The 24,522-nt window shown below is 69.5% G+C and carries 22 protein-coding genes and 1 pseudogene; 10 read left to right on the plus strand and 13 right to left on the minus strand.

Annotated elements, in window-relative coordinates; translation table 11 throughout:
- Positions 1 to 88 precede the first annotated feature (88 nt).
- The 3 genes from D187_RS49510 to D187_RS06315 are packed head-to-tail and all read left to right on the plus strand — an operon-like array spanning position 89 to position 2,378.
- Entirely contained in the window at positions 89 to 1,066 is a 978-nt protein-coding gene (locus D187_RS49510) for a TIGR04222 domain-containing membrane protein (protein WP_002631010.1), read from the plus strand.
- A complete protein-coding gene (locus D187_RS06310) occupies positions 1,063 to 1,893 on the plus strand; it encodes an MbnB/TglH/ChrH family RiPP precursor modification enzyme (protein WP_002631011.1) in 831 nt (276 codons plus the stop codon). Before D187_RS49510 ends, D187_RS06310 begins: the two co-directional genes overlap by 4 nt.
- A complete protein-coding gene (locus D187_RS06315) occupies positions 1,890 to 2,378 on the plus strand; it encodes an SCO6045 C-terminal-like domain-containing protein (RefSeq protein ID WP_002631012.1) in 489 nt (162 codons plus the stop codon). The genes D187_RS06310 and D187_RS06315 overlap by 4 nt, the downstream gene beginning before the upstream one ends.
- Here the strand turns inward: D187_RS06315 and D187_RS06320 are convergent.
- Positions 2,364 to 2,975 carry a TetR/AcrR family transcriptional regulator gene (locus D187_RS06320; protein WP_002631013.1) on the minus strand — a complete coding sequence of 204 codons (612 nt, stop codon included), beginning with the start codon at positions 2,973 to 2,975 and terminating at the stop codon, positions 2,364 to 2,366. The genes D187_RS06315 and D187_RS06320 overlap by 15 nt on opposite strands.
- Positions 2,976 to 3,515: 540 nt before the next feature.
- Between D187_RS06320 and D187_RS06325 the strand changes: the two genes are divergently transcribed.
- The 3 genes from D187_RS06325 to D187_RS06335 all read left to right on the plus strand — a co-directional run bounded on the left by D187_RS06325 (position 3,516) and on the right by D187_RS06335 (position 6,017).
- Entirely contained in the window at positions 3,516 to 4,157 is a 642-nt protein-coding gene (locus D187_RS06325) for a YdcF family protein (RefSeq protein WP_002631014.1), read from the plus strand.
- Positions 4,158 to 4,211: 54 nt separating this feature from the next.
- Positions 4,212 to 5,375: an App1 family protein phosphatidate phosphatase gene (locus D187_RS06330; protein ID WP_002631015.1), complete on the plus strand. Its 1,164-nt coding sequence runs from the start codon at positions 4,212 to 4,214 to the stop codon at positions 5,373 to 5,375.
- Between the two features lie 99 nt (positions 5,376 to 5,474).
- Positions 5,475 to 6,017, plus strand: coding sequence for a hypothetical protein (locus D187_RS06335; protein WP_002631016.1), 543 nt, complete (start codon positions 5,475 to 5,477; stop codon positions 6,015 to 6,017).
- A gap of 124 nt (positions 6,018 to 6,141) precedes the next feature.
- Here D187_RS06335 and D187_RS06340 read toward each other — a convergent pair whose 3' ends face one another.
- Entirely contained in the window at positions 6,142 to 8,262 is a 2,121-nt protein-coding gene (locus D187_RS06340; RefSeq protein ID WP_051256229.1) for a hypothetical protein, read from the minus strand.
- Between the two features lie 394 nt (positions 8,263 to 8,656).
- Here D187_RS06340 and D187_RS06345 point away from each other — a divergent pair, with 394 nt between their 5' ends.
- A complete protein-coding gene (locus tag D187_RS06345) occupies positions 8,657 to 9,412 on the plus strand; it encodes a hypothetical protein (protein ID WP_002631020.1) in 756 nt (251 codons plus the stop codon).
- A gap of 68 nt (positions 9,413 to 9,480) precedes the next feature.
- Here D187_RS06345 and D187_RS06350 read toward each other — a convergent pair whose 3' ends face one another.
- The gene (locus tag D187_RS06350) at positions 9,481 to 10,269 is read right to left on the minus strand and encodes a DUSAM domain-containing protein (protein ID WP_002631021.1); all 789 of its coding nucleotides are present in this window, start codon (positions 10,267 to 10,269) and stop codon (positions 9,481 to 9,483) included.
- A 655-nt stretch (positions 10,270 to 10,924) separates the two neighbouring features.
- Between D187_RS06350 and D187_RS57490 the strand changes: the two are divergent.
- Positions 10,925 to 11,149: pseudogene (locus tag D187_RS57490) on the plus strand (DUF2381 family protein); the annotation flags it as partial.
- A gap of 257 nt (positions 11,150 to 11,406) precedes the next feature.
- Here D187_RS57490 and yjjJ read toward each other — a convergent pair.
- From yjjJ to D187_RS06405, 9 genes are all read right to left on the minus strand, one after another.
- Positions 11,407 to 12,747 carry a type II toxin-antitoxin system HipA family toxin YjjJ gene (yjjJ, locus tag D187_RS06365; RefSeq protein ID WP_043428552.1) on the minus strand — a complete coding sequence of 447 codons (1,341 nt, stop codon included), beginning with the start codon at positions 12,745 to 12,747 and terminating at the stop codon, positions 11,407 to 11,409.
- A gap of 117 nt (positions 12,748 to 12,864) precedes the next feature.
- The gene (locus D187_RS06370; RefSeq protein ID WP_002631024.1) at positions 12,865 to 13,710 is read right to left on the minus strand and encodes an alpha/beta hydrolase; all 846 of its coding nucleotides are present in this window, start codon (positions 13,708 to 13,710) and stop codon (positions 12,865 to 12,867) included.
- A 29-nt stretch (positions 13,711 to 13,739) separates the two neighbouring features.
- Positions 13,740 to 14,561, minus strand: a complete 822-nt coding sequence (locus tag D187_RS06375; RefSeq protein ID WP_002631025.1) for a methyltransferase domain-containing protein — start codon at positions 14,559 to 14,561, stop codon at positions 13,740 to 13,742.
- Between the two features lie 150 nt (positions 14,562 to 14,711).
- A complete protein-coding gene (locus D187_RS06380) occupies positions 14,712 to 15,632 on the minus strand; it encodes an MBL fold metallo-hydrolase (RefSeq protein ID WP_020917816.1) in 921 nt (306 codons plus the stop codon).
- A 184-nt stretch (positions 15,633 to 15,816) separates the two neighbouring features.
- Positions 15,817 to 18,462 carry a heavy metal translocating P-type ATPase gene (locus D187_RS06385; RefSeq protein ID WP_002631028.1) on the minus strand — a complete coding sequence of 882 codons (2,646 nt, stop codon included), beginning with the start codon at positions 18,460 to 18,462 and terminating at the stop codon, positions 15,817 to 15,819.
- 7 nt (positions 18,463 to 18,469) lie between these two features.
- Positions 18,470 to 19,447 carry a vWA domain-containing protein gene (locus D187_RS06390; RefSeq protein WP_002631029.1) on the minus strand — a complete coding sequence of 326 codons (978 nt, stop codon included), beginning with the start codon at positions 19,445 to 19,447 and terminating at the stop codon, positions 18,470 to 18,472.
- A complete protein-coding gene (locus tag D187_RS06395; protein ID WP_002631030.1) occupies positions 19,447 to 20,391 on the minus strand; it encodes a vWA domain-containing protein in 945 nt (314 codons plus the stop codon). The genes D187_RS06390 and D187_RS06395 overlap by 1 nt, the downstream gene beginning before the upstream one ends.
- Positions 20,392 to 20,449: 58 nt before the next feature.
- Positions 20,450 to 21,769, minus strand: a complete 1,320-nt coding sequence (locus tag D187_RS06400) for a hypothetical protein (protein WP_002631031.1) — start codon at positions 21,767 to 21,769, stop codon at positions 20,450 to 20,452.
- 50 nt (positions 21,770 to 21,819) lie between these two features.
- Positions 21,820 to 23,172 (minus strand): RtcB family protein, encoded by a 1,353-nt coding sequence (locus D187_RS06405; RefSeq protein WP_002631032.1) that lies wholly within the window; start codon positions 23,170 to 23,172, stop codon positions 21,820 to 21,822.
- A 205-nt stretch (positions 23,173 to 23,377) separates the two neighbouring features.
- Here D187_RS06405 and D187_RS57495 point away from each other — a divergent pair, with 205 nt between their 5' ends.
- Both D187_RS57495 and D187_RS06415 read left to right on the plus strand, forming a co-directional pair.
- Entirely contained in the window at positions 23,378 to 23,671 is a 294-nt protein-coding gene (locus tag D187_RS57495; protein WP_002631034.1) for a hypothetical protein, read from the plus strand.
- 114 nt (positions 23,672 to 23,785) lie between these two features.
- The gene (locus D187_RS06415; RefSeq protein WP_002631035.1) at positions 23,786 to 24,157 is read left to right on the plus strand and encodes a response regulator; all 372 of its coding nucleotides are present in this window, start codon (positions 23,786 to 23,788) and stop codon (positions 24,155 to 24,157) included.
- Between the two features lie 22 nt (positions 24,158 to 24,179).
- Here the strand turns inward: D187_RS06415 and D187_RS54780 are convergent, their stop codons facing one another.
- Positions 24,180 to 24,338, minus strand: a complete 159-nt coding sequence (locus D187_RS54780; protein ID WP_155893196.1) for a hypothetical protein — start codon at positions 24,336 to 24,338, stop codon at positions 24,180 to 24,182.
- Positions 24,339 to 24,522: the final 184 nt, after the last annotated feature.

Genomic DNA, 24,522 nt, shown 5'->3' on the forward strand with positions numbered 1-24,522 from the left:
GCGCCCGAGGTGTCCGGTGTAGAGTGAGGCCACGCGCTGCCCCCGTTCCAGGCGGAGTGCCAGGGCCGGAGGGCGCCGGGAGCGCTCGATGAATCCGCTGGATTGGAATGGGCAGCAGTTCCTCGCCGTGTACGGGCCGTTCCTCCTGCTCGTCTGCGTGGGGGCGGTGATCTGGAAACGCCTGCTCAACCGACCGGCCGGAGTCCCCACCGTCGCCGAGCTGGACATGAACCCCTATCTGGCGGCCACGCTGGAGGGCGAGGACGCGGCGGTGAGGGCGGCCGTGGTGGCGCTCGTGCACGACGGCGCGCTGAAGTTCGGGGAAGAGGATGAGGAGTTGAGCGTCGCCAAGGCCCTGCCCACGCGGGCGCTGGAGCTCGAGCGGGCCGTGCATGCCGCGGTGGCCGAGGACAAGACGTCGCTCGGGGAGTTGCGCGAGGCGGCTCGGGCGGAGCTCTCCCGGATCTCCCAGTCCCTGCGGGCGCGGGGCTTCATGCGCACGCCCGAGCAGGACTCCCGCTACAGGCACCATCCCCGGCTGCTCCTGCTCGCGGCGCTCGGGCTCGGGTTCATGAAGGTGATGGTGGGCTTCTCCCGGGGCAGGCCCGTGAGCTTCCTCGTGCTGCTGATCCTCGTGGGAGGAGCGGTGGGGTTCGCGTTGCTGAGCGGAAGCTCCCGGCTCACTCCCCGGGGCCGGGAGGCGCTGAGACTGCTGCGCAAGCGTCATGAGCCCCTGCGCACCACCGCCGCCTCGGAGGGCGGCGCCCAGACGATGAGCGCGCGCGACGTGGCCCTGGCGACGGCGCTCTTCGGGGTGGGCGGGCTCGCGCTGGTGGGCGCCCATCCCCTCCTGCGCGACTACCTGTTTCCCCCGAGCCCCGGGGGAGGCGGCGGTTCCGGAGGGGACAGCTCGAGCAGCAGCGGTTTCAGCAGTGACAGCGGTGGAAGCAGTTGCAGCGGTTTCAGCAGTGACAGCGGTGGAAGCAGTGACAGCGGTGGAAGCAGTTGCAGCAGCGGGAGCAGCGGCTGCGGCGGCTGTGGGGGAGGCGGAGGAGGTGGGGATTGAAGCGGCTCGAGGGCGTGGGACTGGGCTGGCGGCGACAGCTCGCGCACTTCATCGACACCTGGGAGGGATTGGGTTTCGTGGAGGTACTGGCCGAGCAGTTGGATGAGCGGGGCGCCCTGCCCGAGCCGCTCGTGCAGCTCAAGGAGCGCGGGGTGCCGGTGGTGGTGCATGGGGTGTCGCTGGGGCTGGGCGGCGCCGAGCCTCCCTCGTCCGCGCGGCTCTCCCGGCTGGCGCGGCTCGCCGAGCGTCTGGGCGCGGTGTGTGTGAGCGAGCACCTGGCGTTCGTGCGCGCGGGGGGCCTGGAGTCCGGGCACCTCTTGCCGGTGGCGCGCCACGAGGAGTCGCTGGAGGTGCTCGCGGACAACATCCGGCGGGCCGAGGCGGCGCTGCCCGTGCCCCTGGCGCTGGAGAACGTGGCGAGCCTCTTCGAGTGGCCCGGGCCCGCCTTCTCCGAGGCCGGGCTGCTCACGGGCGTGCTCGAGCGCACGGGGGCGGGGGTGCTGCTGGACGTGGCCAACCTGTACGCCAACGCGCTCAACCTGGGCACGGACGCGCGGGCGGTGCTGGCGGCGGTGCCGCGCGAGCGCCTCTGCTACGTGCACGTGGCGGGCGGGGTGCGGCACGGCGGGCTGTACCATGACACCCATGCGCACGCGCTGCCCGAGGGGCCCCTGGCCCTCCTGGAGGAGCTGACGGCGCGGGTGGGCCCGGTGCCGGCGCTGCTGGAGCGGGATGATCGTTTCCCGCCCGTGGAGGAGCTCGCGGGTGAGCTGGAGGCGATGCGGGCGGCGATGGCCCGGGGCGCGGCGCGCCGGGAGGCGGCATGAGCCGCGCGCGCGAGGAGCTGGCCCGCGCCCAGGCGGAGCTGATGCGCGCGTTGGAGCTGGGGGAGCCGGTGCCCTCGGGCTTCGACGCCGAGCGGGTCCGCGCCACGGCCGACACGCTGCTCGCCAAGCGTCGGCGGGGAGTGCGGCGCGCGTGGCCCGTGCTCGAGCGGGCGCTCGGGGAGTCCTTCGCCGGGGAGTTCGATGCCTGGGCCCGGGCGAATCCCCCGCGCGCCTTCGAGCCCCACGCGGGCGTGGAGGGCTACCGCTTCGCCCTGGCGCTGCTCGAGCAGGGACGCCTTCCCCGGCAGGCGGAGGCGGAGGTGCTCGGCTTCGGGGTGCGCTGGCGGATCACCCCCACGGGCGGACTGGCCCCGCGATGGGGGCTCGTCTTGCGGATGCTGCGCATGGGGGAGCAGCGGCGGTGGAGGTGGGCGGTGCGGCTGCCCGGAGGGCGCGTGCTCCGGGGGCGGCTACCCGGCGGATGAGGCCCGGTCCGGCGGCGCGATGCCCCGCCAGAGGGTGTTGAGCAGGCGCTCCACGAAGGGGTCCTCCTCCTCCGTGGGGACGCGCTGCTGCGTCACGTGGGCGAGGAAGTAGCGGTACTGCACCCCCGCCATGAAGAGGCCGGCCATGAGGCTGGGGTCTCCCTCGCGCAGCATGCCCCGCTCCTGGGCCCGCTTGAACCAGCCCGTCATCGAGTCCTGGGCCCTCGCCGCCGGAGAGTCCTCCGAGTTTCCCCGGAATTCCTGGGGCGTGATGCCCGCCTCGCGCAGCACCGAGAAGGCCGGCACCATCTTGCGGAAGAAGGCATCGATGGTGAGGGCCAGCTCGCGCAGTTGCAGGGAGATGTCCCGCTCGTCCGGCCCCTCCTCCACCAGGGGCAGCCACGGAGGGGCGACCCCCACGGCGAAGGCCGCCTTGAGCAGCTCCCGCTTGCTGCCGAAGCGCTTGAGCAGTGCCGGACCGGAGACGCCCAGGCGCGACGCGATTGTCTCCGTGCTCACGGACGACCCGTGCTCGATGAAGCAGGCGCGTGCCGCTTCCAGAATCTCCTCGTCCAGGACCTGTCGGGGACGCCCCATGAACCCGCCCGCTGAATTGGTTAGCTATTGCTAACTAACTAACCCCGCGCAGGGGGCGGAATCAAGGGCACGTCACATCGGCCAACGTCTTGGGGAGGGTAGCCGGCGAGCGACGAGGCGGGCGCGGGGTGGCTGTCCGGGTGGGAGGGGGCCCCGCTGCCCGTCTTCCTGGAAGCAAGGCCTGTCCCGTTTTGGAGCATGGAAGTCGTTTTTACCGCCCCGGACGGGGCCCGGGACACCGGGGCGCGCGTAAGTGCCTGGAATCAGGGGAGGGAACGGGTCTCCATCCCTGGCATGCGGAGTGCTTTACCCCTGCTCGCGACGGTGATGGGTGAGGGTGGCGGGGTCGGTGGGCGGCGGGTTGGATGGGCGGTCAGGTCGAGGGTGGCGGGTCGGGGGTTCGCTTCAACTCTTCAACAAGGGGAGGACGTACGGGGCAGTGCACTCGGGGGAGTGCAAGGGGAAGTGAGTCGGGGAGGAGTCGCGGGGGCGGCTCCTCCCCGATTCCTTTTGGGGGCTTTTGCTAGGGTCCGCCGGACGATGCCTCCCCTCGCGCTGCGTCAGACGCCGGGTTCGCTCCGGCGCGGGTTGCTGCTGGGCCTGGGCGCCCTGACCGGGGGGTTGTTCGGCCTGGCCTTCGTGGTGGACCGGTTCGGCCAGAAGGAGCGGGCGGTCGCCGCCGAGGTGGTGGTGGTGCTCGGGGCCCGGGTGCTGCCCGGAGGCGAGCCCTCCGCGGCCCTGCGCGCGCGGGTCGAGCGGGCGGTGGCGCTCTACCACCAGGGGCTGGCACCCCGGCTGCTCTTCTCCGGGGGCGTGGGCCTGCACCCGCCCGCCGAGGCCCACGTCATGCGCGAGCTGGCCGTGGAGCTCGGCGTCCCCGGGCACGCCTGTCTGCTGGAGGACCAGAGCCGCTCCACCGAGGAGAACGCGCGGTTGAGCGCGCGGGTGTTGGAGACGCTCGGGCTGCGGCGCGTGGTGGTGGTGTCGGATCCCTTCCACCTGCTCAGGGCCCGCCAGTACTTCCGGCTCCACGGCCTGGAGGTGGCCACGAGCCCCGCGCTCGTGCCCGGACGCACCCCGCGCGCCACGGATCGCTTCTACTGGACACTGCGCGAGGCGGCCGCGCTGCTGCTCCACCCGCGGGTGCTCCTGGCGCGGGCGCCGGCGCGAGCACGGGGGTGAGAACCCGGCTCGGGGCCATTGTCACCACGGGCGGAAGTCAGTAGCTCTAGGTGCATGACCCGCAAACGGCCCAACGCCCTGGTCCGGCTCGCCTTCCAGGTCGAGCACTACTCCGAGACCTTGAGCTGGCGGCTGCGGCACAAGCTCCGGCTGGCCCGTCCTCCGCGAATCCTCCCCTACCGGGGCTATGGGACGACGCGCGCGAGCCTCATCAAGGCGCGCGTGCTGGAGGACCGCAAGGTGCGCCCGCCCTGGAAGCGCTACACGCTCGTGGGCAGCGCCATCGCCTCGTGGAAGCGCTACATGACGCTGGAGATTCCCCACGCTCGGGTGGCGGTGCGCTGGGGAGACAAGCGTTGGGAGGGGACGACGGACGAGGAGGGCTTCCTCGAGCTGTGGGTGGAGCCTCCCGAGGGGGTGAAGGCGGGCTGGCACGAGGTGGAGCTGGAGCTGCTCTCGCCCGTGTCCCGGCGGGGGGCGCCGCGCGTGTGCGCCCCGGTGCTGGTGTCCGGCCCCGAGGCGGAGCTGGGCGTCATCAGCGACATCGACGACACCGTCATCGTCACCGAGGTCACCAACGTCCTCAAGCGCTTCTGGACGCTCTTCCTCACCGAGCACCGCACGCGCCTGCCCTTCGAGGGCGTGGATGCCTTCTACCAGGCGCTGCGCCAGGGCAGCACGGGCTCGGCGTGCAACCCCATCTTCTACGTCTCCTCGAGCCCGTGGAACCTGTACGAGCACCTGGACGAGTTCCTCGGCCTGCACCACATCCCCGCGGGTCCGCTGCTGCTGCGTGACTGGGGCTTGAGCCGCACCGGCTTCGCGCCCGGGGGAGGGCATGGCCACAAGCTGGAGAAGATCCGCGGCCTGATGGACGCGTTCGCCCCGCTGCCCTTCCTGCTCATTGGAGACAGCGGACAGGAGGACGCCGAGCACTACCGCACCATCGTGCGCGAGTACCCCGGCCGCGTGCGCTGCGTGTACATCCGCAATGTGTGGCATCGCTCGGGCCGCGAGCGCGAGCTGGCGGCCATCGCCGAGGACATCCGCGCCGCGGGCAGCCAGATGCTCACCGTGGATGACACCGTCACCGCCGCGCGCCATGCCGCCAGCCAGGGATGGATCCGCCGTCAGGAGGTGGCCGAGGTCCAGGCCCACCGCCAGGAGGATCTCCAGGCGCGCACGCCCCTGGACGCGCTCGATCGCGAGCCCACGTGAGCCTCATTCCTTCTCACGAAATGATTCTCATTCCTGTCACTTGAATTCAGGGGAGTCGCGTGACACATGGCATCCACTTTCAACTGGAGAGGGTGTCCGATGATGCGTCACGTGATGAAGACGTTGAGCCTGGTGTCGGTGGCCGTGCTGGCGGCGTGCGGTGGGGGCGTGGAGACCTCGCACGAGGAGACGGCGGCCCAGGTGGGCCAGGGCCTCGCGGAGCTCGCCCTGTCCGAGAGCTCCATCACCTCGGCGCTCCAGTCGACGCTCAACACGGGCAACGCGAAGTACCGCTGGACGGAGGGCTCGCTGCGCCGCTTCGACTTCTCGGGCTCGGCGACCCTCGCCCAGGCGGACGCGGCCGTCCTCGCGCTGCAGGAGTACGAGGCGTATGCCTACTTCGGCTCGACCCAGGCCCTCTCCTACGCGGGCTTCAAGAACACCCTGTACTCGGAGTTCCAGCCGCTGCACTCGCAGATCCTCTCCACCTACGGCAACGGGACGGAGACGGTGCAGGTGGTGACGCACTACTACGAGCAGCTCGTGGCGGCGGGCTCGACGGGCTGGTTCCGGCTGACCGTCCTCCTCTTCCCCCAGTCGCGCAAGGTCATCGTCTTCGAGCAGACCGGCTACGAGGTCTGAGCCAGACGCCTGAGCCAGACATTCAAGCCAGACGCCTGAGCCAGACATTCAAGCCAGACAATGACGTGAGGACGTGCGCGGGCGCCGGAGTTCCCCTGGAGGGAGCCCGGCGCTTCGTGTTTCGTCACCGGCCGGCGACGTCCTCGGAGATGTGCAGCGTGTAGCGGATGGGCCAGGCGGTGTCGCTCCGGGCCATGCCGTCCACCACCACGAGCACCGTGCGCCCCTTCTCCAGGGTGAGCTTCACCCGGGGCGAGCCCGTGCGGCTCGACGCGCACGCGAGCTCCTGGCCCCGGCACCCGGTGAGCACGTACAGCGCGTTGCCGTCACTGCCCGAGGTGTCGAAGACGAAGGTGCCATCCCGGGGCGCGGTCCACAGGTGCGCCCGGTCCTGCTGAAGGTTCTCCCCGCAGGTGCCCTGGAAGCCGTCCCCCGAGTGTACCGTGTCCCCGAGGAACGTGACGGGCAGCGCGCTGCCCAGGTTGATGTCCGCGCACCCGCGCCCGTCACACAGCACGTCCGCCTGGCAGTCCGTGTCCGCGCAGTCCACCCACCGGTCTCCGTCGTTGTCCGCGCCGTCGAAGCAACTGGAGGCCTCGGCGGCCGTCTGCTGGGTGATGTGCAGCTCGAAGTCTCCCGCGCCGAAGTCGCCGCCCTGGGGGGAGTCCACCCCCACCAGCACCCGCTGTCCCGCGGTGAGGCGCACCGACACCCGGGCCCCACCTCCGTAGCTGATGCCACCCGTGGCGCACGCGAGCTCCGCGCCCCCACAGCCTCCCTGCCGCACGCTCACCAGGGTGTGCATCGCCGAGCGCGCCGTGTCGAAGCCGTAGGTGCCCGTGCGCGGCGCCGTCCACAGGAAACCCCGGTCCGGCGCTCCCTGGCCGCCGCAGGAGGCCTGGTGGTCATCGCGGGCGTTGCGCGTGCTGCCCTTGAGGCGCACGGGCAGCGCGCTGCCCAGATCCTGATCCACGCACACGCTGGCCGTCTGCTCGCACACGTTGGCGCCGCCCGCGCCGCCGCCGCACGTCTCGCCCGCCGCGCAGGTGCCACACTCGAGCGTTCCCCCACACCCGTCCGCCACCGTGCCGCACGTCTTGCCCAGCAGGCCGCACGAGGAGGGCCGGCACCCGGCCACCGCGCAGACGTTGGGGGTGCCGCCACCGCCGCACGTCTGGCCCGCCGCGCAGGTGCCACAGTCCAGCATCCCCCCGCAGCCGTCCGGCACGAGGCCACAATCCTTGCCCAGCTCCTCGCACGTGGAGGGCAGACAATGGGCGCTGCCACAGACATTGGGCACGCCGCCGCCGCCGCACGTCTGGCCGCCGTAGCACATGCCGCAGTCGAGCAGGCCGCCACAGCCGTTGGAGACCAGTCCGCAATTCTTTCCCTGGGCGGCGCAGGTGGCGGGGCTGCACGAGGCCGGGCCGCACGTGTTGGGCGCGCCGCCGCCGCCGCACGTCTCGCCCGCCGCGCAGGTGCCACAGTCCAGCACGGCCTCGCCACACCCATCCGGCAGGAGGCCACAGTCCTGTTTCCTCTCCGAGCAGGTATGGGGCAGGCAGGGGGGCTGGCCGCACGTGTTGGGCACGCCGCCGCCGCCGCACGTCGCGTTGCCGGTGCAGGTGCCGCACTCGAGCGTCCCCCCGCAGCCGTCCGAGAGGATGCCGCAATTCTTGCCCAGCGCCGCGCAGGTGGTGGGCGTGCAGGGCGCCTGGCCACAGACATTGGGCGCGCCGCCACCGCCACACGTCTCGCCCGCCGCGCAGGCGCCGCACTCGAGCGTTCCGCCGCAGCCGTCCGAGAGGGTGCCGCAATTCTTGCCCAGCGCCGCGCAGGTGGTGGGCGTGCAGGGCGCCCGGCCACAGACATGGGCCACGCCGCCGCCGCCGCAGGTGTCTGGCGAGGTGCACGTGCCGCAGTGCAATCGCCCGCCGCAACCATCCGGCACGTCGCCGCAGTTGGCGCCGAGGGAGTCACAGGTGGCGGGGGTGCAGGTGGCCGGGCCGCACACGTTGGGCTGGCCGTCTCCGCCGCACGCTTCGCCCGAGGGGCAGGTGCCACAACGCAGCACGCCCCCGCAGCCGTCGATGGTCACCCCACAGTCGAAGCCCTGCTCCTCACACGTCCGCGGCTGACAGAGCCCGCCACTCATCTGGGAAGGATCCTCGAGCGTCCCTCCGCAGGCCAGCCATACCACCGCGAGGCTCACCCATCCCTGTGCACTCCACCACCGGTTGCCCATGCCCCGACCTCCACCCGGCCTCCGAGTGGTCCACGAGGTGCCAACCTGTAGCCCCCGTCCGCCTCGCGGAAGGGCTCAGGCAGGCTGCCGCCCGGTGGTGAACGGACGCCAACCCACCGCGGTGGGGGGGGAAGGTGCCCTGGTCAACAACACGGGGCCCGTGCCCCGTCCGGGAGGCGTGGACTCGGCCGCGTCCGGGGGCTTTTGACCTCACTGTCCTGGAGTCCAGGGGAGCAACCGGGGAGGCACGGGAGACGTTCATTGTTGAACGCCCCGAGGGAGTGGGGCGTCGGGAAGTGGATGCCTGTCCCCGCTCTCCGGGAGGGGCGCGAGGGGCGCGTTGAACGGGAGGCGGGATCGGTTCACGCTGGGCGGCGATCACGAGGTGAGTGTCATGGTGAAGCTGGCCCTTCTGGGAGAGTCCTTTCCGTCGCAGCTGCGGGAGAATCCGCAGGCGCTTCGGGACGTGCAGGTGGTGTGGTCGGGAACGTCGATCGAGGCCTTCCGCAACGAAGTGCCGGCGATGCGGCCGGACGTGCTGGCCCTGGACTTCCTGGAGCTGAACGCGGTGCAGTCGGACGTGGTGCCGACGCTGCTGGAGAACTCGCGGGCCAAGCACGCCATCGTGACGTACCGGTTCGCGAGGCGCGGGGTGTTGCAGCAGTATCCGGAGGGCAAGGTGCGGCTGCTGCAGGGGCCCATCTCGCTCTCGCTGCTGCGGGCGCACGTGCACCTGGCGGTGCTGGACGACGTGTTGAAGCCCCAGATGGCCCCGGTGGTGGAGTTCCCCCGGACGCCTCCGCCCGCGCCGCCTCCGGCGCCGGTCTCGCCCATCCAGATGAACGCGCCGGGCTCGGCCACGATGGCCACGGTGACGGTGTCGGCCAAGCCCAAGCCGCCGCGCTATACGCAGGAGCAGCTGGGCACGCTGCTGGAGTACGCGAGCAGCGTGAAGTGCGAGTGCCCCAATCACCTGTCACAGATCGTGAGCAGCCTGCAGGCCTTCGAGGATTACTCGAAGCAGTGCGAGAACCGCAACGACGCGGACCGCGAGGTGCACGGGCTGCTCTACCGGTACACGGCGAGCGCGCGCGCGGTGATGGAGGAGGCGCTCGACGCGCTGGTGAAGCACGAGAACATCCCGTTGTGAGCGGGATGCGGGGTTGATGGAAAGGCCAGGCGCTCCGGGCGTCTGGCCTTTCCTATTCCTTCAACGCATTACGGCTCCAAGGGCGGGCTGTCGAGGCCCGCGAGGTTCTCCTCGGCCATCTCGCGGTATATCGGCACGACCTCCACGGCGAGCACGTCGCGCAGCTGCTGGCGTGCGCCTTCAAGGTCCCCCGCGTCCCGGAGGCTCGTCATCCGAAACAGGGCGCGGGTGATCCGCTCCCGGCCGTCACGGAAGCGCGAGAGAATCATCCCCATGAGGGCCTCGGCGCCTCCCGTGCTCTTGAGGGCCTCTTCCGTCTCGACCTCGCTGATTCCAGCCGTGGGCGCGGTTCGGTGCAGAAGGGCGCGCAGGTCGTCGGTGAGTTCCAGGGCGTGCCCTTGCTGAACGCGGTGCGCGAGAACGGCGAGTTGTGGCCGGTCGGGCAGGTCCGCACTCACGCGTCCGGTTGCGGCCACCTCCGACAGTTGGGTCAACTCCTTGAGTCTTTTGTCGGCCTGCTTGCGGTAGAGGGGAACAACCTCCACGGCGAGTACGTCGCGCATTTGCTGGCAAGCACCGTCGAGGTCCCCTTTGTCCCGTAGGTCGGACATCCGGCGCAATGCTCGGGTAATCCGGTCGGAGCCGTCGTTGATGCGCCGCATGGCCTCTTTTAGCAGCGTGGTGGCCGTATTCACGCCTCGGAGGGCATCCTCTGTCTCTTGCTGGCTGATGCCCACCTCTTGAGCGGTCCTGCGCAAGAGAGCCCGCGTGTCTTCCGTCAGTTCCAGCGGATTGCCGTGTTCAATCACTCGCCGGGCTAGTGCACGAATGGAGTCCCAATTGATCTTGGCCGACATGGTTATTCGTCTTCTGGTGGGGGGCACATGTCCGCAGGCCATTTGTGCTGGCCCTCACAGCGGCGGATGCAGTCGTAACATGGCCAATTGTCGTCCTGACACCTCACGTAGTTCTTGATGCACTCCTGCTTCCAATCTGGAAGGTCTTTGTTGTTCTCGAACTCCTCATCATCGATTTTCAGCGAAATGTCCCGTAGGACCCGGAGCACGTCCGAGCGGCTGGCGGTGCAGTTCTCCAGAGGGCTCAGAGGGTACTTCTTGATGCAGCAGTCCACCGTGGAGTCTCCCGGTGGCACGCGATGGCCGCTGCACAGCCCGAAACGAGCCCACTCACCAGCACCGCTACCCAGAGGCGTGGGCTACAATTCTGGTTTTTCATGCTTCCAAGACTAGGTCAGTCAACCATGGAACGCCAGCCGGGGACAGGGCGTGACGGTCTGGCCGCCGCCAACCCGTTCTGGTAGGTTGGCCTGCCCAATGCGGAACTTCTTACTTCCCCGGTCTGCTCTGTTTCTCGTCCTGGTGGCGTCCGTGGCTGTGGCCAAGGAACGCGCGCCCGAGTCCCGGTATCTCTTGTTGTCGGAAGGTTCCAAGGAAGAAGTAAGTCCCGTGTACGTCTCTGGCGGGATGTCTACCGTCCTTCGATTCACGGGACCTGGTTGATCCTGCAAAGACGAAGCTGATGGGCTGGGAAGGTCGCTTTGCGCCCTTGCTGGTAGGTGGGCGCCTCGTGGTCACAACGCCTGTCAAAGACTTGGAAAAGGTGGATCGGTTCCTGCTGGTCGTGACTCTCCAGAACGGGAAAGAGTTTCCCTTCACCGTGACAACCCAGGATGGACAATTTGACCATCAAGTCGATGTGCTGCTGAATGAACCTCACCTGGAAAGTCTTTTTAGAACTCTTCCGCCGAGGGAGCGGGATTCGGGAAGCTTGGGTTTTTCTGGATCGAAGCCTACTGGGATTGTAAATCCGATCCACATGGCCCGGAACGGCCATTCTCGAATCCTCCAGTGCTGGGGTCTTCATCGTGAACTCGTTCCGGTGAGTCGACCCACCGGGACACCCGCCCGAACCTCCCACCAAGAGAGGGATAGGAGGATATGCCTGCGGCGGCCTTCCTGGCCGGAGCATGGCGCTCAGCGAGGTAGTCGTTCCCTGAGTGCCTCCAGCGCATCCCGGCATTCTCTTGCCCGGGTCCGGAATCCTTTGCTGATCGCCTTGTGCTCGATGACCCGGGTCCAGAACAGGCTCGCGTGGTACGCCGCATCCGGCCAGATGTCGAGTGTTTGCGCGGTGGGAGGATCCGGCTTGAGGGGGCCATCAAACGCCCCCGACGTCGGGGGCATGAACCACATCGGAAGCATGTCATACGCGGGTGAAAGCCGGAGCCGACCCTCGCTTGTTTCTAGAAAGCTCAGATTGCCGAAGTGGCGATCATCGTTGCCGGTGAGTTGTCCGAAAACATCGAGCCATCGCATGCGCCGCGCATCCTCGGCTTGGATGAAGCCGTGTTCATGGAGCTTGGAGGCAGCACTCGTCCAAGAAGTGGTTCTAGAGTTGATGTCGCCGATGTATTTCTTGTCCAAGGCCCCGAGCGGGATCACACCACGTCTTCCCCTCTCTCCTACGCGGTCGAAGCGCTCGACCTCCAGGAAGCGGTAACCGCCCTCATCGAACCAGCGTGCCGTGGCGGCTTCAATGCCCGCTTCTCGTATCACCTCGAGCGTGAGGCTCTCGCAAAGTAGCATGTCCCTCCACCGGCGGGCGACCCTGTCCTTATCGCCGCTCACGAACTTGACCAGGACATGCCGTCCTTCCGAGAACGTGAGGAACTTGGGTTGAACTCCTCCCGCGAAGGCACCGCGATGCTCCCGGTCGGAGCGGCGGGCCAGTTCTGGGTACGCGCCGCGATCGATTGGCTCGAGTGGATGGGTGAGCCACTGATTCAACGACTCCTCACCCAGGATGAGGTTGCCGACGCAATCCGCCCCATGGAAAGCCAACGTGGTGAGGTGGTGATCGTCGTTCCAATTCCGAGTTTCGGGCGGCAGTTCCAGCTCGGGGTGCTGTGCGCTGAACGCCTCCCCGATGTACCCCTGGAGACTCATGCCGTTGATGAAGGGAGGGAGGCGCTCGAACAAGTGGCCGGTGCCTTTGGGGATGTGGAGCCAGGAATGTCCTTCCGCTGGCGTGAACCAGTAGCGCCCTCCCTCCAGCAGGTGCACTTCCCCGAACCGCTCAATCGTCCCTGCCTCGCTGATCCGGTGGAGGGGCTGCCGGGTGCCGAGACGGGGCAGTGAGCGCGTGCGGGCATAGCGGGTGGCTCGTGTCTGGCCCATCCGGCACACCCGCTCGCCCGCTTCCTGGATGAGGCGCGACACCGTGGGCTGGGACACGCCCAGTTCGCTCGCCAGCTCCTTCGCCTGCGCCACCTGCAGACGGGCCAGCACTCCCAGCATCCGTTCGAGCGAACTCATGAATAGAAAGGTGAATAGAAACCAGCGGCGCGCTGGTGTCCTAACCCCTCGGAATCTAACGATTCTTCCGCTCGGGCACCAGGAGTCGTGAATAGAAACGCCGGCGGAACGGGCGGCTCACCGGGGCAGGTGGGTGCTCAGGAACTGCTCCACCCGCTCGAACACCTCTTCCTTGCCGGGGTCGTTGTGGGGCTCGTGGTAGCCGCCCGGCACCAGGTGCAGCTTCTTGTCCGTCAGCTTCACCGCGTCGAAGAAGCGCCGCGAGCCCTCCACGGTGTTGATGCGGTCCTCGGCGCCGTGGAGCATCAGCAGCGGCACGCGCAGCTCCCCGGCGTGGGCCTTGATCCACTCGTTGGCGTCGAGGGCCTCCACCGCCCAGCGCGCCGTGCCCTTGCGGTGCACCAGCGGATCTTCCCGGTAGCGCTTCACCCAGGCGGGATCGCTGCTCAGGAATTCGGCTTCCAGGGGCACCGGGAGCGGCAGCCGGGGCAGGAGGCGCGAGAAGAGCCGCGCCGAGTTCACCAGCCACGGCTTCGCCACCCCCACCGACTCCAGCGCCGCGCCGCTGATGATGATGCCCGCGAGCCCCTCGGGGTGGCGCAGCACGTAGTCCAGCACCACCAGCCCGCCCATGCTGTGGCCGTACAGGAAGACGGGCCGGCCGGGCTCGAGCGTGGAGAGCCGCTTCAGGAAGGCGCGCATGTCGTCCTGGTACTCGGACCAGGAGCTCACATGGCCGCGCTGCCCCGACGAGCGGCCATACCCCCGGAGATCGACCGCATGGACCGCGTGGCCCCTCGAGACGAGTGCTTCCACCACGTTCGTGAACCGGCCGCCGTGCTCGCCCACCCCGTGGACGATTCCCACCACCGAGCGCGGCTCACCCGGAGGTCGCCAGGCCTGGCCGTGCAGCCGTACCCCCTGTGTGCTCTCGAAGAACCCTTCCTCATGCGCAATCGCCATGCGCCCCATCCTAGGCACCCCCGGGTGCCTCAGGGACCCGGTTTGATGCCGCGCACCACCATGCCGGCCATGCAGCCGTAGAAGCTGTCATTCCTCTCGCCTTCCTCGAGGAACTGGAGCCAGGTGTCCACCTGCTCGCGCGTCACCACCTTCTCGGCGATGGCCTTCTCCAGCACCGGGTACATGCCGAACGTCTCCAGCATGCGCGGCACCCACGTGCCCACCACGGGCCGCATCGTCACCTGGTTCACCCCCAGCGAGTGGAACATCCGCGGCAGTTGCCGGCCAATCCACGGGTTGCGCAGCTGATCCGTCCAGAAGTGGATCAGCGCGCGTACCACCCCCCGATCCGGTCCATCCAAGGCCCAGGTGTCGAACTCGGGTTCGAAGATCACCACCGCCCCGCCCGGACGGGTGAGCCGGAGCAGCTCGCTCAGCGCCTTGCGCGGATCATCCAGATAGATGAAGACGCGCGAGGAGCGGCAGCGATCGAAGCTCTCCGAGGGAAAGTCCAGGCTGTGCAGGTCGCCCTTGCGGTACTCCACGGACAGCCCCGTGCCCCGCGTGCGCGCGTGGGCCTCGGCCAACAGCGCCTCGCTCAGGTCCACGCCCACCACGTGGCCCCGGGGACCCACCAGCGTGGCCAGATCCCGGGTGACATCGCCCACGCCGCAGCCCGCGTCCAGGATGCGCTGGCCGGGCGCCACTCCCAGCATGAGGTGCGTGAGCTGCTGCATCTCCTGCACTTGCTGGGACGTGTTCAGCGCGTCCAGGAAGCGCACGGCCTCTTTCGAGGCCGTGGCCTGATCCAGGTCATGGAAATCCGAAAAAATGGTTGAAGTGGCGTTCACTGGCCCCTCCCAGGCGAGTGATGGATTGACTGTCCATCATCGCATGCGAGGCGCCGTCTACTGAATCCCCTGGGTTCAAAGACATACAATCCGTCTTTACGGGGTGCTCTGGAAGTGCGGGAAACGCTGGGTTGAACCGTGTCAACGTTCTCAAGTGGGCAGGGACGGCTCCGTCAGGCCTGGCTCGGGCCGCACCGAGCCCAGGCCGCGCAGGGCATGTTCCTCGTGGGAGCGCGCCTCTTCCTCCAGGCGCTCGAACTCCACGGCGTCATGCGCGCAGAACACCTTCACGTCCCGGTCGTGGTGGCGCACCAGCGAGCGCAGCCGCTCCTGGTTGAGCCGGCGCATCCGCCCATCCTTCTGCATCAGCTCCTGGTACATGAGGAGCCCCGGCGTGCACGTGGGGCGATCCGGATTCATCTCCTGATGGTGGAAGTACGCGTCCCCGGCGTGCAGCAGCCAGCCGTCCGGCTGTTGGATGGCCACGCCCGCGTGTCCCAGCGTGTGCCCCACCAGCGGCACCAGGAGGATCTCCGGCGGCAGGCCCGACAGCTCGCGCACGCACTCGAAGCCGAACCAGCGCTCGCCCCCGCGCGGCATCGCGTACGTCACCCAGTGCGGCTGCGTCCTCCACTGCCTCGGCCGGAAGCGCTCGCGGTCCAGCCACGTGCGCTGCGCCGCCGCGGCCTCCACCTCGGCGTTCATCACGTGCACCCGCGCCATCGGGAAGTCATCCAGGCCTCCCGCATGGTCGAAGTCCAGGTGCGTGAGCACGATGTGCCGCACGTCGCTGGCCTTGAAACCCAGACGTTCAATCTGCCGCACCGCCGTCAGGCCCTCGTGGAGCTGCGGCCGGTTGAGCCCGAGGAAGAAGGAGCTCAGCCGGGGCCTCGGGTGCAGCACGTCCTGCAGGCCAAAGCCCGTGTCCACCAGCACCAGCCCCTGCTCGCTCTCCACCAGCAGGCAGTGACACACCAGCGCCGCCGGGACTCCCTTGGGTCGCTGTCGGCCATCCATCAACGCTCCGCCAGGGGGACACATGGTCACGCAATTCAGATGATGGATGCGCATCCTACGACTCTCTCTCTCTGGGGCGGACCCGGACGGGCCCCTGCCCGTGTACGCACGAGAAAGTGGGGAGGCACTCCCGCCGGGACCAGCGCCCTCGGGTTCAGCCCGCCCGGAGAGCGGGCTGGAGAGCAGCGGGGAAGAGGGGACCCGGCTCCGGTGGAGGAGCCAGGCCCGCGCCCCATCCCTAGCCCGCCGTGGGCTGACCGACGGCGGGCGCCTCGGACACGTCGCGCGGACCCGAGGACTTGTAGCCGAGCAGGCGCAGGCCGTTGGCGACCACCAGGAGCGTGCTGCCCTCGTGGAGCACCACCGCCTCGCTGATCCTCGTGAGCCCGAGGATGGCGGCGATGATCAGCACGCCGCTCACTCCCAGGGCGATCATCAGGTTCTGCCGCATCACCGACGTGGCGGCGCGGGCGAGCCCCAGGGCGAAGGGCAGCCGGGAGAGGTCATCGCTCATGAGCACCACGTCGGCGGTCTCCAGCGCCGCGTCCGAGCCGGCGCCACCCATGGCCACACCCACCGCGGCGGCGGCGAGCGCGGGCGCGTCGTTCACCCCATCGCCCACCATGGCCACCGGGCGCTCCTTGCCCAGCTCGCGCACCGCGGTGACCTTGTCGGCGGGCATCAGCGGGGCGCGCGCCTCGTCGAGCCCCACCCGCGAGGCGATGGAGCGGGCGACGCGCGCATTGTCTCCGGAGAGCATCACCGTGCGCTCGATGCCCGCCTGCTTGAGCTCCTGGACGGTGCGCTGCGCGCCCGAGCGCAGCGTGTCCGCCACCCCGAGCACGCCGAGGAAGCGCTCCCCGCGCCGCACCACCATGGTGGTCTGTCCCGCCTCCTCGAGCCGGTTCACCTCGGGGGCGAGCTCGGGGGGCAGGGATTGGCCCGCGAAGAGCGCGAGGCTGCCCACCTCCACGGCCTCCTCACCGAGCTTCGCGCGGATGCCCTGGCCGTGGATGGCCTCGAGATCCTTCGCGCCCGGGGGCAGGGTGAGGCCCTCGCGTGAGGCGGCCTGCACCACGGCGTGCGCGAGCGGGTGGGCGGAGAGCGACTCGACGGCCGCGGCGGTGCCGAGCAGCTCCTCGCGGGACACGCCCGGGGTGGGCGAGGCGGTGATGAGCTGGGGCCGGCCCACGGTGAGGGTGCCCGTCTTGTCGAAGGCGATGGCGCGCACGCCCGCGAGCAGCTCCAGGTAGATGCCGCCCTTGATGAGCACGCCACCGCGCGCCGCCGCCGCCACCGCCGAGAGCACCGCCGAGGGCGTGGAGATGGCGAGCGCGCAGGGCGAGGCCGCCACGAGCAGCGCCACCGCGCGCAGGATGGCCTCCTTGAGCGGAGTGCCGAGCAGGATGAGCACCACCGGGAAGACGAGCGCGGCGATCATCACCAGGGGGGCGAACGTGCGCTCCAGGCGCTGGGCGAAGCGCTGGTTGGGGCCCTTCTGGGCCTCGGCCTGGGCGACCATGTCCACCACCCGCGCGAGCACCGACTCCGAGGCGGGCCGCGTCACCTCCACCTCCAGCAGGGCCTCGCAGTTGATGGTGCCGCTGAACACCTCGTCGCCGGGCTGTTTGGCCACGGGGATGGACTCGCCGGTGATGGCGGCCTGATCCAACGAGCTCTTGCCCTCGCGGATGATGCCGTCCAGGGGCACGCGGTCGCCGGGGCGCACGACGATGCGCGCGCCCTGGGCCACCTCTTCCACGGGAACCTCGACGAGCTCCTCGCCCCGGCGCACGCGTGCCACCTCGGGACGCAGGGCGCTGAGTGACTCGATGGAGCGGCGGGCCTTGTCCATCGCCCGGTGCTCGAGAGCATGGCCCGCGCTGAAGAGGAAGAGCAGGAAGGCGCCCTCGAACCAGGCGCCGAGCACCGCCGCGCCGATGGCCGCCACCACCATCATGGTCTCGATGTCGATGCGCCGCTGGAGCAGCGACTGCACCGAGCCCTTGATGGCGAAGAAGCCGCCGCTGGCCATGGACCAGGCCCAGACGAGCGTGGGGACCAGGGGGGGCACGGGGGCGAAGCGCTCGAGCAGCCAACCCACGACGAGCAGCACGCCGGCGCTCACGACGAGGGGCATCTCGAGCAGGGGCGCGAGGCCGCCGCCATGGGCGTGGTGCGAGCAGACATGGCCCGCGGTGGGCACCTCCAGCGCGTAGCCGAGCGACTTCACCCGGGCCTCGACGTCCTCGAGGGAGAGCGCCTCGCGGTCGTACTCGACCACGAGCCGCTCGCTCGCGTAGGCCACGCTCGCCGAGAGGACGCCGTTCATCCGGCTCACGGCGTGCTCGATGACGGCCGCGGCGTCGCCCGAGTCCATGCCGCGCACGAACCAGGTGTGCTGGTGGTAGCGCTCGGCCACGGTGGCGCTGGTGTGCTGGGCGAGCGTGAGCAGTTGCTGGGGAGTCACGCCCTTGGGCTGATAGTGGATGCACACCTCGGCGTGGCCCGCGTCGCGCCGCAGGTGCACCTTGGTGACACCGTGGTGGGACCTCAGGGCCGCTTCCAGCCTCTCGAAGCGGCCGACTTCATCGGTCTCGCCCGGGAGCGCGCCTTCCAGGTCCAATTGGAGCGCCACACCTCCGCCTTCCGCGGGCCGGTTGCCGGGCGGGCGGATCCGCTTGGGCCGGGGCGCGTGGTGGTGATGGTCGTGGTCATGATCATGGTCGCAGCCGGGGCCGTGCACGTGCGGCCTGGCCTCGTGGACATGGGCATGGCCGTGACCGTGGTCATGATCATGGTCGTGCTTGCAGCCGGGGCCGTGCACGTGCGGCTTCTTCTCCCGGATGTTGCTGAAGCGGGCGCTCTTCTTGGGCTCGGACATGGGGCTCCTAGTGGCCGTGGCCGCGGTGCTTCTTGCGGGCGGCGGGGGCGCTCACCGGCTCGGGCTCGGGGGCGCGCTCCTCTTCGTGGTGGTCCTCATCCTCCTCGTGCTCCTCGGGGATGGGCTGGGTGAAGCGCTGGCCCGCGACCTCCAGGGTGAAGGCCTTGCACGTGGCGGGCACGTCGAACTCGAGCACCGCGGGCAGCCGGCCCTCGTAGGCCTTGAGGGTGTTGCCCTGCTCGTCATACACGGTGCCCCCGGCGGCCACCGTCATGGTCTCGTCCACGAGCACCGCGACCAACTCCGCCATCTCCTCCATGCGGTCGGCGATGCGGTGGCACCACAGGTGGCCCACGCCCGGGTAGGTCTCGTGGGAGATCTCCTCCATCTGCTCCTCGTCCACCTGCTCGCCCACGCCGACGAACACGAAGTTCATCCGCGGCAGGCGGCCGGAGGCGATCTCCTTGGCCACCTGCGTGGCGTAGGCCGTCACGTTGGGGGCGTCGGAGATCTGCGAGTCGGTGATGATGACGGCCAGGCCCCGCCGGGCTCCCACCTGCACCTGCTGCTTCATGTGGGCCACGAAGTCCCGCAGCACGGGCAGCATCACCGTGGCCTTGCCGTAGGCGCGCGGGCCGGGGAAGCGGAAGTCCTTGGCCTGGGGGCCGGTCAGCTCGCCCACCTCCTCGAGCTGGCTGCCGTCGCCCGTGGCCCAATAGGCCACGCGCACCTTGCCATCCCGGTCCTTGTTGGCCAGGTACTCGAGCATCCAGCGCATCTGCGGCTCGACCAGGTTCTTCACCGGCGCGAGCTTGGCGAGGATGCCCCGCGGCCCGTACTCGTCCTCCATGCTCGCCGAGCCGTCCATGTAGAGGGCCACGTCGAGCCCCTCCACCGTCGGGTCATGCAGCAGCGTGGCCACCACCTTGTTGCCCAGGCGGTGCACGTCGGAGAACGGCTTCATGATGACTTCATGGCCGGCCATCAGTGGTGATCCTCGTCTTCGTCCTCGTCGTGGTGGTCATCCTCGTCGGGCAGCGGCTGGGTGAAGCGCTGGCCGTTGACCTCGAGGGTGAAGCTCTTGGTGCCCTCGGGGACGTCGAACTCGAGCACCGCGGGCAGGCGGCCCTCGTACGTCTTGAGCACCTGGCCCTTGTCGCCATAGATGGTGCCGCCGGCGGCGACGGTCATGTTCTCGTCCACGAGCACCGCGACGAGCTCGGCCACCTGGGTGATTTCCTTGGCGATGCGGTGGCACCACAGGTGGCCCACGCCGGGGAACTCCTCGTGGGCGATGTCCTCGAGCTGCTCCTCGTCGATGTTGTCCCCCACGCCGACGAGCACGAAGTTGAGCCGGGGCAGCTTCCCGGAGGCGATGTCCTTGGCGACCTTCGCCGAGAACTTCTTCACTTCCGGCGCATCGTTCAGACGGCCGTCGGTGACGATGACGGCGCAGCCGCGACGGGCTCCCTGCGCCACCTGCTCCTTGAGGTAGCTCACGTAGTCGCGCAGCGCGGGCTCGAGGTACGTGTGGTTGCCGAGCCGCTGGGGACCGGGGAACTTGTGCTGCTTGACGGCCGTGCCCTTGTACTCGCCGAGCACCTCGATGTCCTTGCCCGAGGCGCCACAGGCCCAATAGGCCACGCGCAGCAAGCCGTTACGATCCTTGGTGGCCAGGTACTCGAGCATCCAGCGCACCTGGGGCTCGACCTGGTTGGTCGTCTCCTTGAGCGGCGCGTCTTGCAACCACTCCAGGAAGGAGCGCTTGGGCCGCGTGTACTCGTACTCCTCCTTCATGCTGCCCGAGGCATCCATGTAGATGGCCATGTCCAGGCCCTCCACCGTCGGGTCATGCAGCAACACCGCGTGGACCTTTCCGTCCTCGACGTGGAGATCGGAGAACGGCTCGACTGGTTTCTCGTGTCCCATCTGTCCCCTCTTTTGAAGCCCGGACGCTAGCGCCCGACGGGGGAGGGCCACAATCGGGTCAGTCCTCGAAATCAGACATCCAATCCGGCTTGGATGCCTGCTCCGGCGAGGAGGTGGCGGGCTTGGGTTTTGGCGCGGGTTTGGATTTGGGCGCGGGTTGGGAGGGCGCAGGAGCGAAGTCCTTCATCCACTCCGCGGAGGTGTCCGGCGCGGTCTGGGGAGGAGTGACGGCCGTGCGCGAGCGGGTGATACGGGCCTGGGTGCCACCCGGGCGGGCGTGCGCGTCGAGGAAATCCTGCATCCAGTCGCTCGGGCGGGCGGGGGCGGGCGGAGCGCGCGGGGGCAGGGGCGCGGAAGGCGGGCGCGGCGCGGAGGGCGCGAGGGGCGTGGGGCTCGGGGCGGTGACCGGACCGGCGCGTTCCCGGGAGCGCAGCGCGCGCTCCGTCTCGCTCGGCCACCCCGGGAGCACCTCCAGGGCCTGACGCGCCAGGTCGAGGAACTCGGGCGTGCCGGCCTCGCGGGGGACGGTGAGCTTCTCGGGGTTGAGCCACTCGGCGAGCCGGTTCACGAGCCCCGGGTGGTTGCGGCGGAGGATGGCCACGTCGCCCTTCACCTCGTAGCCACGCGACTCCAACTCCGCGATGGCCAGCATGCGGCTGGGCACGGGCAGCTCCAGCTCCGCGAGGGCCCGGGGGCCCCCGTGCGCGCGGGCGGAGCGCTGGAGCGCCTCGAGCACCTCGTGCAGGAGCGTCGCGACGAGGGGGCCATTGCCGGCGTGGCGCGTCTGCATGTCCAAGGGCACCGCGGGGTAGGCGAGCACCAGTCCCTCGCCCTGGGCGAGGTGCTCGGGCCGATCGCCGGGCAGCAGCGCGTGCCAGGCGCGCGGGGGCAGCCGGCTCTCGGGATCATGCGCGTAGTGCAGGGCGTCGGCGGCGCCGTGGACGAGCCCGGCGAGCAAGTCTCCCCGCGTGACGGTGAGCTGGCCGGGGACGCGCTCGGACGTGGCGCCGGGATGGGGACCCGAGAGACGCCCGTAGAGGTAGACAGGATCATTCACGCCCTGGGCCTCCGCGGGGTGCTCGACGAGCTCCACGGACATCAGGAAGAGGGCGGGGGCGAGGATGCGCCGGGGGGTGCGGCCGGAGACGAGCTCGTGGTGGGTGAACTGGGCGCGGGTGCTGGCCGGCAGGTGCTCGCGCTCCTCGGCGGGCACGCAGACGAGGTCCCCGGTGATGTCGGTGCACACGAGCCACTCACGCTCGCCCGAGGGCCCGGCGAGACGGAACGCGTCCACGGCGTGCACGACGGCGGAGAGGTCGAGCGCGAGGGGCTCGGCGGGGCTGGTGGCGTGGGGGACGAAGTAGCGGGGAGGGCGCACGGGAGGGGACGCGAGCGTCCCCCAAACCGGGCGGGAGGGGCAAGCTCCCGTCAGTCCGCGCCCTTGATGCAGGCCACCGGCTTGAGGCGCCGGGCCACCGTGGCCAGACCCGCCATCTCCACCGTGTTCAGCACGTCGTCGAGGTTCTTGTAGCAAGGGCCCGACTCGTCCAGCGGCGTGGTGCGCGTGTTGAGGAGGATGTCGGCCTCCATCATGCGCAGGTCCGTCTCGTCCTGATCCAATACCCGCCGCGCCTCGCCGCGCGACAGCCGCCGCCCCGCGCCGTGGTTCACCGAGTAGATGGACTGCGAGGCTCCCTTCTCGGCGAAGAGGATGGCGCTGCCGGTCTCCATGGAGCCGGGAATGAGGATGGGGTGGCCGCTCTTGGCCCAGGGCGTGCCGGTGAGGGCGGGGTGCCCGCCGGGGAAGGCGCGCGTGGCGCCCTTGCGGGCCACGAACCGGCCCGACTCCTTCTGGATGAGGTTGTGGGAGATCTCGTAGTAGATGCTCGCGGTGCCGCCGAACACGTCCTCGAGCGCCCCGCACACCGCCTCGCCGATGAGCAGCCGGTTGGCCACCGCGAAGTTGGCCGCCATGTTGTGCAGGTTCCAGTAGTCCTTGCCCAGGCGGCTGCTGGCGTCGAGCCAGATGAAGTCCTCGCTGTGCTTGCCGAGCCCCAGCGCCGCCGCGCCCTCCACGAAGAAGTGCTTGGCGATGTTCCAGCCGAAGCCGCGGCTGCCCGTGTGCAGCATCACCCACACCCGCCCGGACTCATCCACCTGCATCTCGGTGAAGTGGTTGCCGCCCCCGAGGCTGCCGAGCTGATCGCGCTTGTCGTAGGCCCGCGTGGGGATGTCCACCCGATCGTCCTCCACCGGGAGGAAGTCGCGCTCGGTGGCGGACGCGTGACGGCCGAGCGCCTGGGCTCCGTGCCGCACGACCTCGGCGAAGGTGCGCGCGTCGATGCGGCGCTGCTTCTGCACCCGCGACGCGCCCACGCCCACCGCGATGCGCCGGGTGACCTCGTCGATCCACTGGCGGCGCTTGGCGGGGTCGGCCACGTCCTCGGCGGTGAGGGTGGTCTGCAACTGCACCATGCCGCAGCCGATGTCGTAGCCGGCCGCGGTGGGCAAGAGCACGCCCTCGGTCTCCACCACCGTGCCGATGGGCACGCCGTAGCCCACGTGGCAGTCCGGCGTCACCGCCACGCGGGTGACGCCCGGGAAGGAGGCGGCGTTGACCACCTGGTTGAAGACGGCCTCCTCGAGTCCGGGCGACTCGGGGCCCTCGCCCCACAAGAGCTTGTCCGAGAGGAAGAGGTGGGCCTCCACTCGCATCGTCTTCGTCTTCGGGAGCACGAAGTGCCCCGGCGCGACCTTCTCCAACTGTTGCGTCCAACTCATGGCGTTCTCCCTCCCTGGGAGATCTTCAACACCCGGCAGCGACGCGAGCGTCCAGGGGTCCTGACGAAAGCGAGCGGCCAGCCGTGCGCCTGTCCCATGCCTGCGTGCACCACATGGCACCGTACGCCAGCCCCAGTTGCACCGGCGCGGGAGAATTCCCACTTATTTCCCGAGTGGTGGCGTGGAGCATCAAGGGGGTAGGGAGATGGGGCTGTTCGGAGCGTTGGTGGTGGCGATGGCGGTGCAGGCGGGTCCGGTCGAAGTGAAGGCGGCGCCGGTGTTCAATCCTTCGCTGTGCGCGAAGAAGCGCGTGGACCCGTGTGGTTGCCATCATGTCTACGGGGTGCGTCACTGCCACAGCAAGCGGCAGAGCGAGCACTGCGAGGGCATGGTGCGGGTGGATGACGCCTCCCAGCGCGGCGCCTCCCAGGTGGATGATTTCCTCTCCACGCTGCCCGACACCGCCGCGCACGAGCACGAGGACACGGCGACGCTCTGAGCAGTCTTCCTGCTCTATCGGGCGGTGAAAGGGCCCCCGAGCCCTTGCCGACCCACCTTCGGGCCTCCATCTTGCGTCATGGAGGCAAAGATCCGACATGAAGGGCCGTACTGCATGAGCGCACCGACTTCCAGCATCCTGCTGGTCGAGGATGATCCGGACATTCGCGACACGGTGTCCGAGCTGCTGGAGCTGGAAGGCTACCAGATGGTCACTTCCCCCAACGGGCAGGAGGCCCTGGAGCAGTTGCAGCACATGAAGCGGCCCTGTCTCATCCTGCTGGACGTGATGATGCCCGTCATGGACGGCTATGCGTTCATGAAGGGGATGCGGGCGGACGGACACCTCGCGGACATTCCGGTGGTGGTGACGTCGGCGAGCCACAAGCCGCCCGAGGGGGCGTGTGCCTACGTGCCCAAGCCCATCGACGTGGACCGGCTGCTCGCGGTGGTGAAGACGTACTGTCGCTCCAGCACGAGCGAGTGACGAGGCGCGGCGGCGCGCGGGCTCACGGGTGGGCCACGGGCTCCACGTTGGGCTCCTCGCAGACGGGGTCCGTCTCCTCGGCCTCGGGCGCCGAGGGATCGAACACCACCAGTCCGGACCTGGTGGGCTCCGGATGGCCCAGGGCCTTCTTGAGCTCCGTGTCCTCGATTCGGAGCGTCACGCTTCTCACGGAAACATCCAATGACATGAGCCCTTCCTTTCGAAGTGGTACGGGGAGCACTCCGCGCCAAGCGTGGGCATGGCTCCGCCGGACAGCCAGTGCGTCCCCGTACGCGTGGGGCTCGGCTGCTCCCCCAGTTCACTGAGAGTACGAGTCCCGAGCGTTCGTTCGTGAATGGTCAGGC

The organism is Cystobacter fuscus DSM 2262, assembly GCF_000335475.2.
GTDB classification, from domain to species: Bacteria; Myxococcota; Myxococcia; order Myxococcales; family Myxococcaceae; genus Cystobacter; species Cystobacter fuscus.

Coding starts and splice junctions, on each gene's coding strand:
- D187_RS06405 (WP_002631032.1), bottom strand. CDS start 23,172: ATGAGTTGGACGCAACAGTTGGAGAAGGTCGCGCCGGGGCACTTCGTG.
- D187_RS06390 (WP_002631029.1), bottom strand. CDS start 19,447: ATGGCCGGCCATGAAGTCATCATGAAGCCGTTCTCCGACGTGCACCGC.
- D187_RS06340 (WP_051256229.1), bottom strand. CDS start 8,262: ATGGGCAACCGGTGGTGGAGTGCACAGGGATGGGTGAGCCTCGCGGTG.
- D187_RS06325 (WP_002631014.1), top strand. CDS start 3,516: ATGCCTCCCCTCGCGCTGCGTCAGACGCCGGGTTCGCTCCGGCGCGGG.
- D187_RS06345 (WP_002631020.1), top strand. CDS start 8,657: ATGGTGAAGCTGGCCCTTCTGGGAGAGTCCTTTCCGTCGCAGCTGCGG.
- D187_RS06330 (WP_002631015.1), top strand. CDS start 4,212: ATGACCCGCAAACGGCCCAACGCCCTGGTCCGGCTCGCCTTCCAGGTC.
- D187_RS57495 (WP_002631034.1), top strand. CDS start 23,378: ATGGGGCTGTTCGGAGCGTTGGTGGTGGCGATGGCGGTGCAGGCGGGT.
- D187_RS06370 (WP_002631024.1), bottom strand. CDS start 13,710: ATGGCGATTGCGCATGAGGAAGGGTTCTTCGAGAGCACACAGGGGGTA.
- yjjJ (WP_043428552.1), bottom strand. CDS start 12,747: ATGAGTTCGCTCGAACGGATGCTGGGAGTGCTGGCCCGTCTGCAGGTG.
- D187_RS06335 (WP_002631016.1), top strand. CDS start 5,475: ATGATGCGTCACGTGATGAAGACGTTGAGCCTGGTGTCGGTGGCCGTG.
- D187_RS49510 (WP_002631010.1), top strand. CDS start 89: ATGAATCCGCTGGATTGGAATGGGCAGCAGTTCCTCGCCGTGTACGGG.
- D187_RS06350 (WP_002631021.1), bottom strand. CDS start 10,269: ATGTCGGCCAAGATCAATTGGGACTCCATTCGTGCACTAGCCCGGCGA.
- D187_RS06415 (WP_002631035.1), top strand. CDS start 23,786: ATGAGCGCACCGACTTCCAGCATCCTGCTGGTCGAGGATGATCCGGAC.
- D187_RS06320 (WP_002631013.1), bottom strand. CDS start 2,975: ATGGGGCGTCCCCGACAGGTCCTGGACGAGGAGATTCTGGAAGCGGCA.
- D187_RS06315 (WP_002631012.1), top strand. CDS start 1,890: ATGAGCCGCGCGCGCGAGGAGCTGGCCCGCGCCCAGGCGGAGCTGATG.
- D187_RS06395 (WP_002631030.1), bottom strand. CDS start 20,391: ATGGGACACGAGAAACCAGTCGAGCCGTTCTCCGATCTCCACGTCGAG.
- D187_RS06385 (WP_002631028.1), bottom strand. CDS start 18,462: ATGTCCGAGCCCAAGAAGAGCGCCCGCTTCAGCAACATCCGGGAGAAG.
- D187_RS06380 (WP_020917816.1), bottom strand. CDS start 15,632: ATGCGCATCCATCATCTGAATTGCGTGACCATGTGTCCCCCTGGCGGA.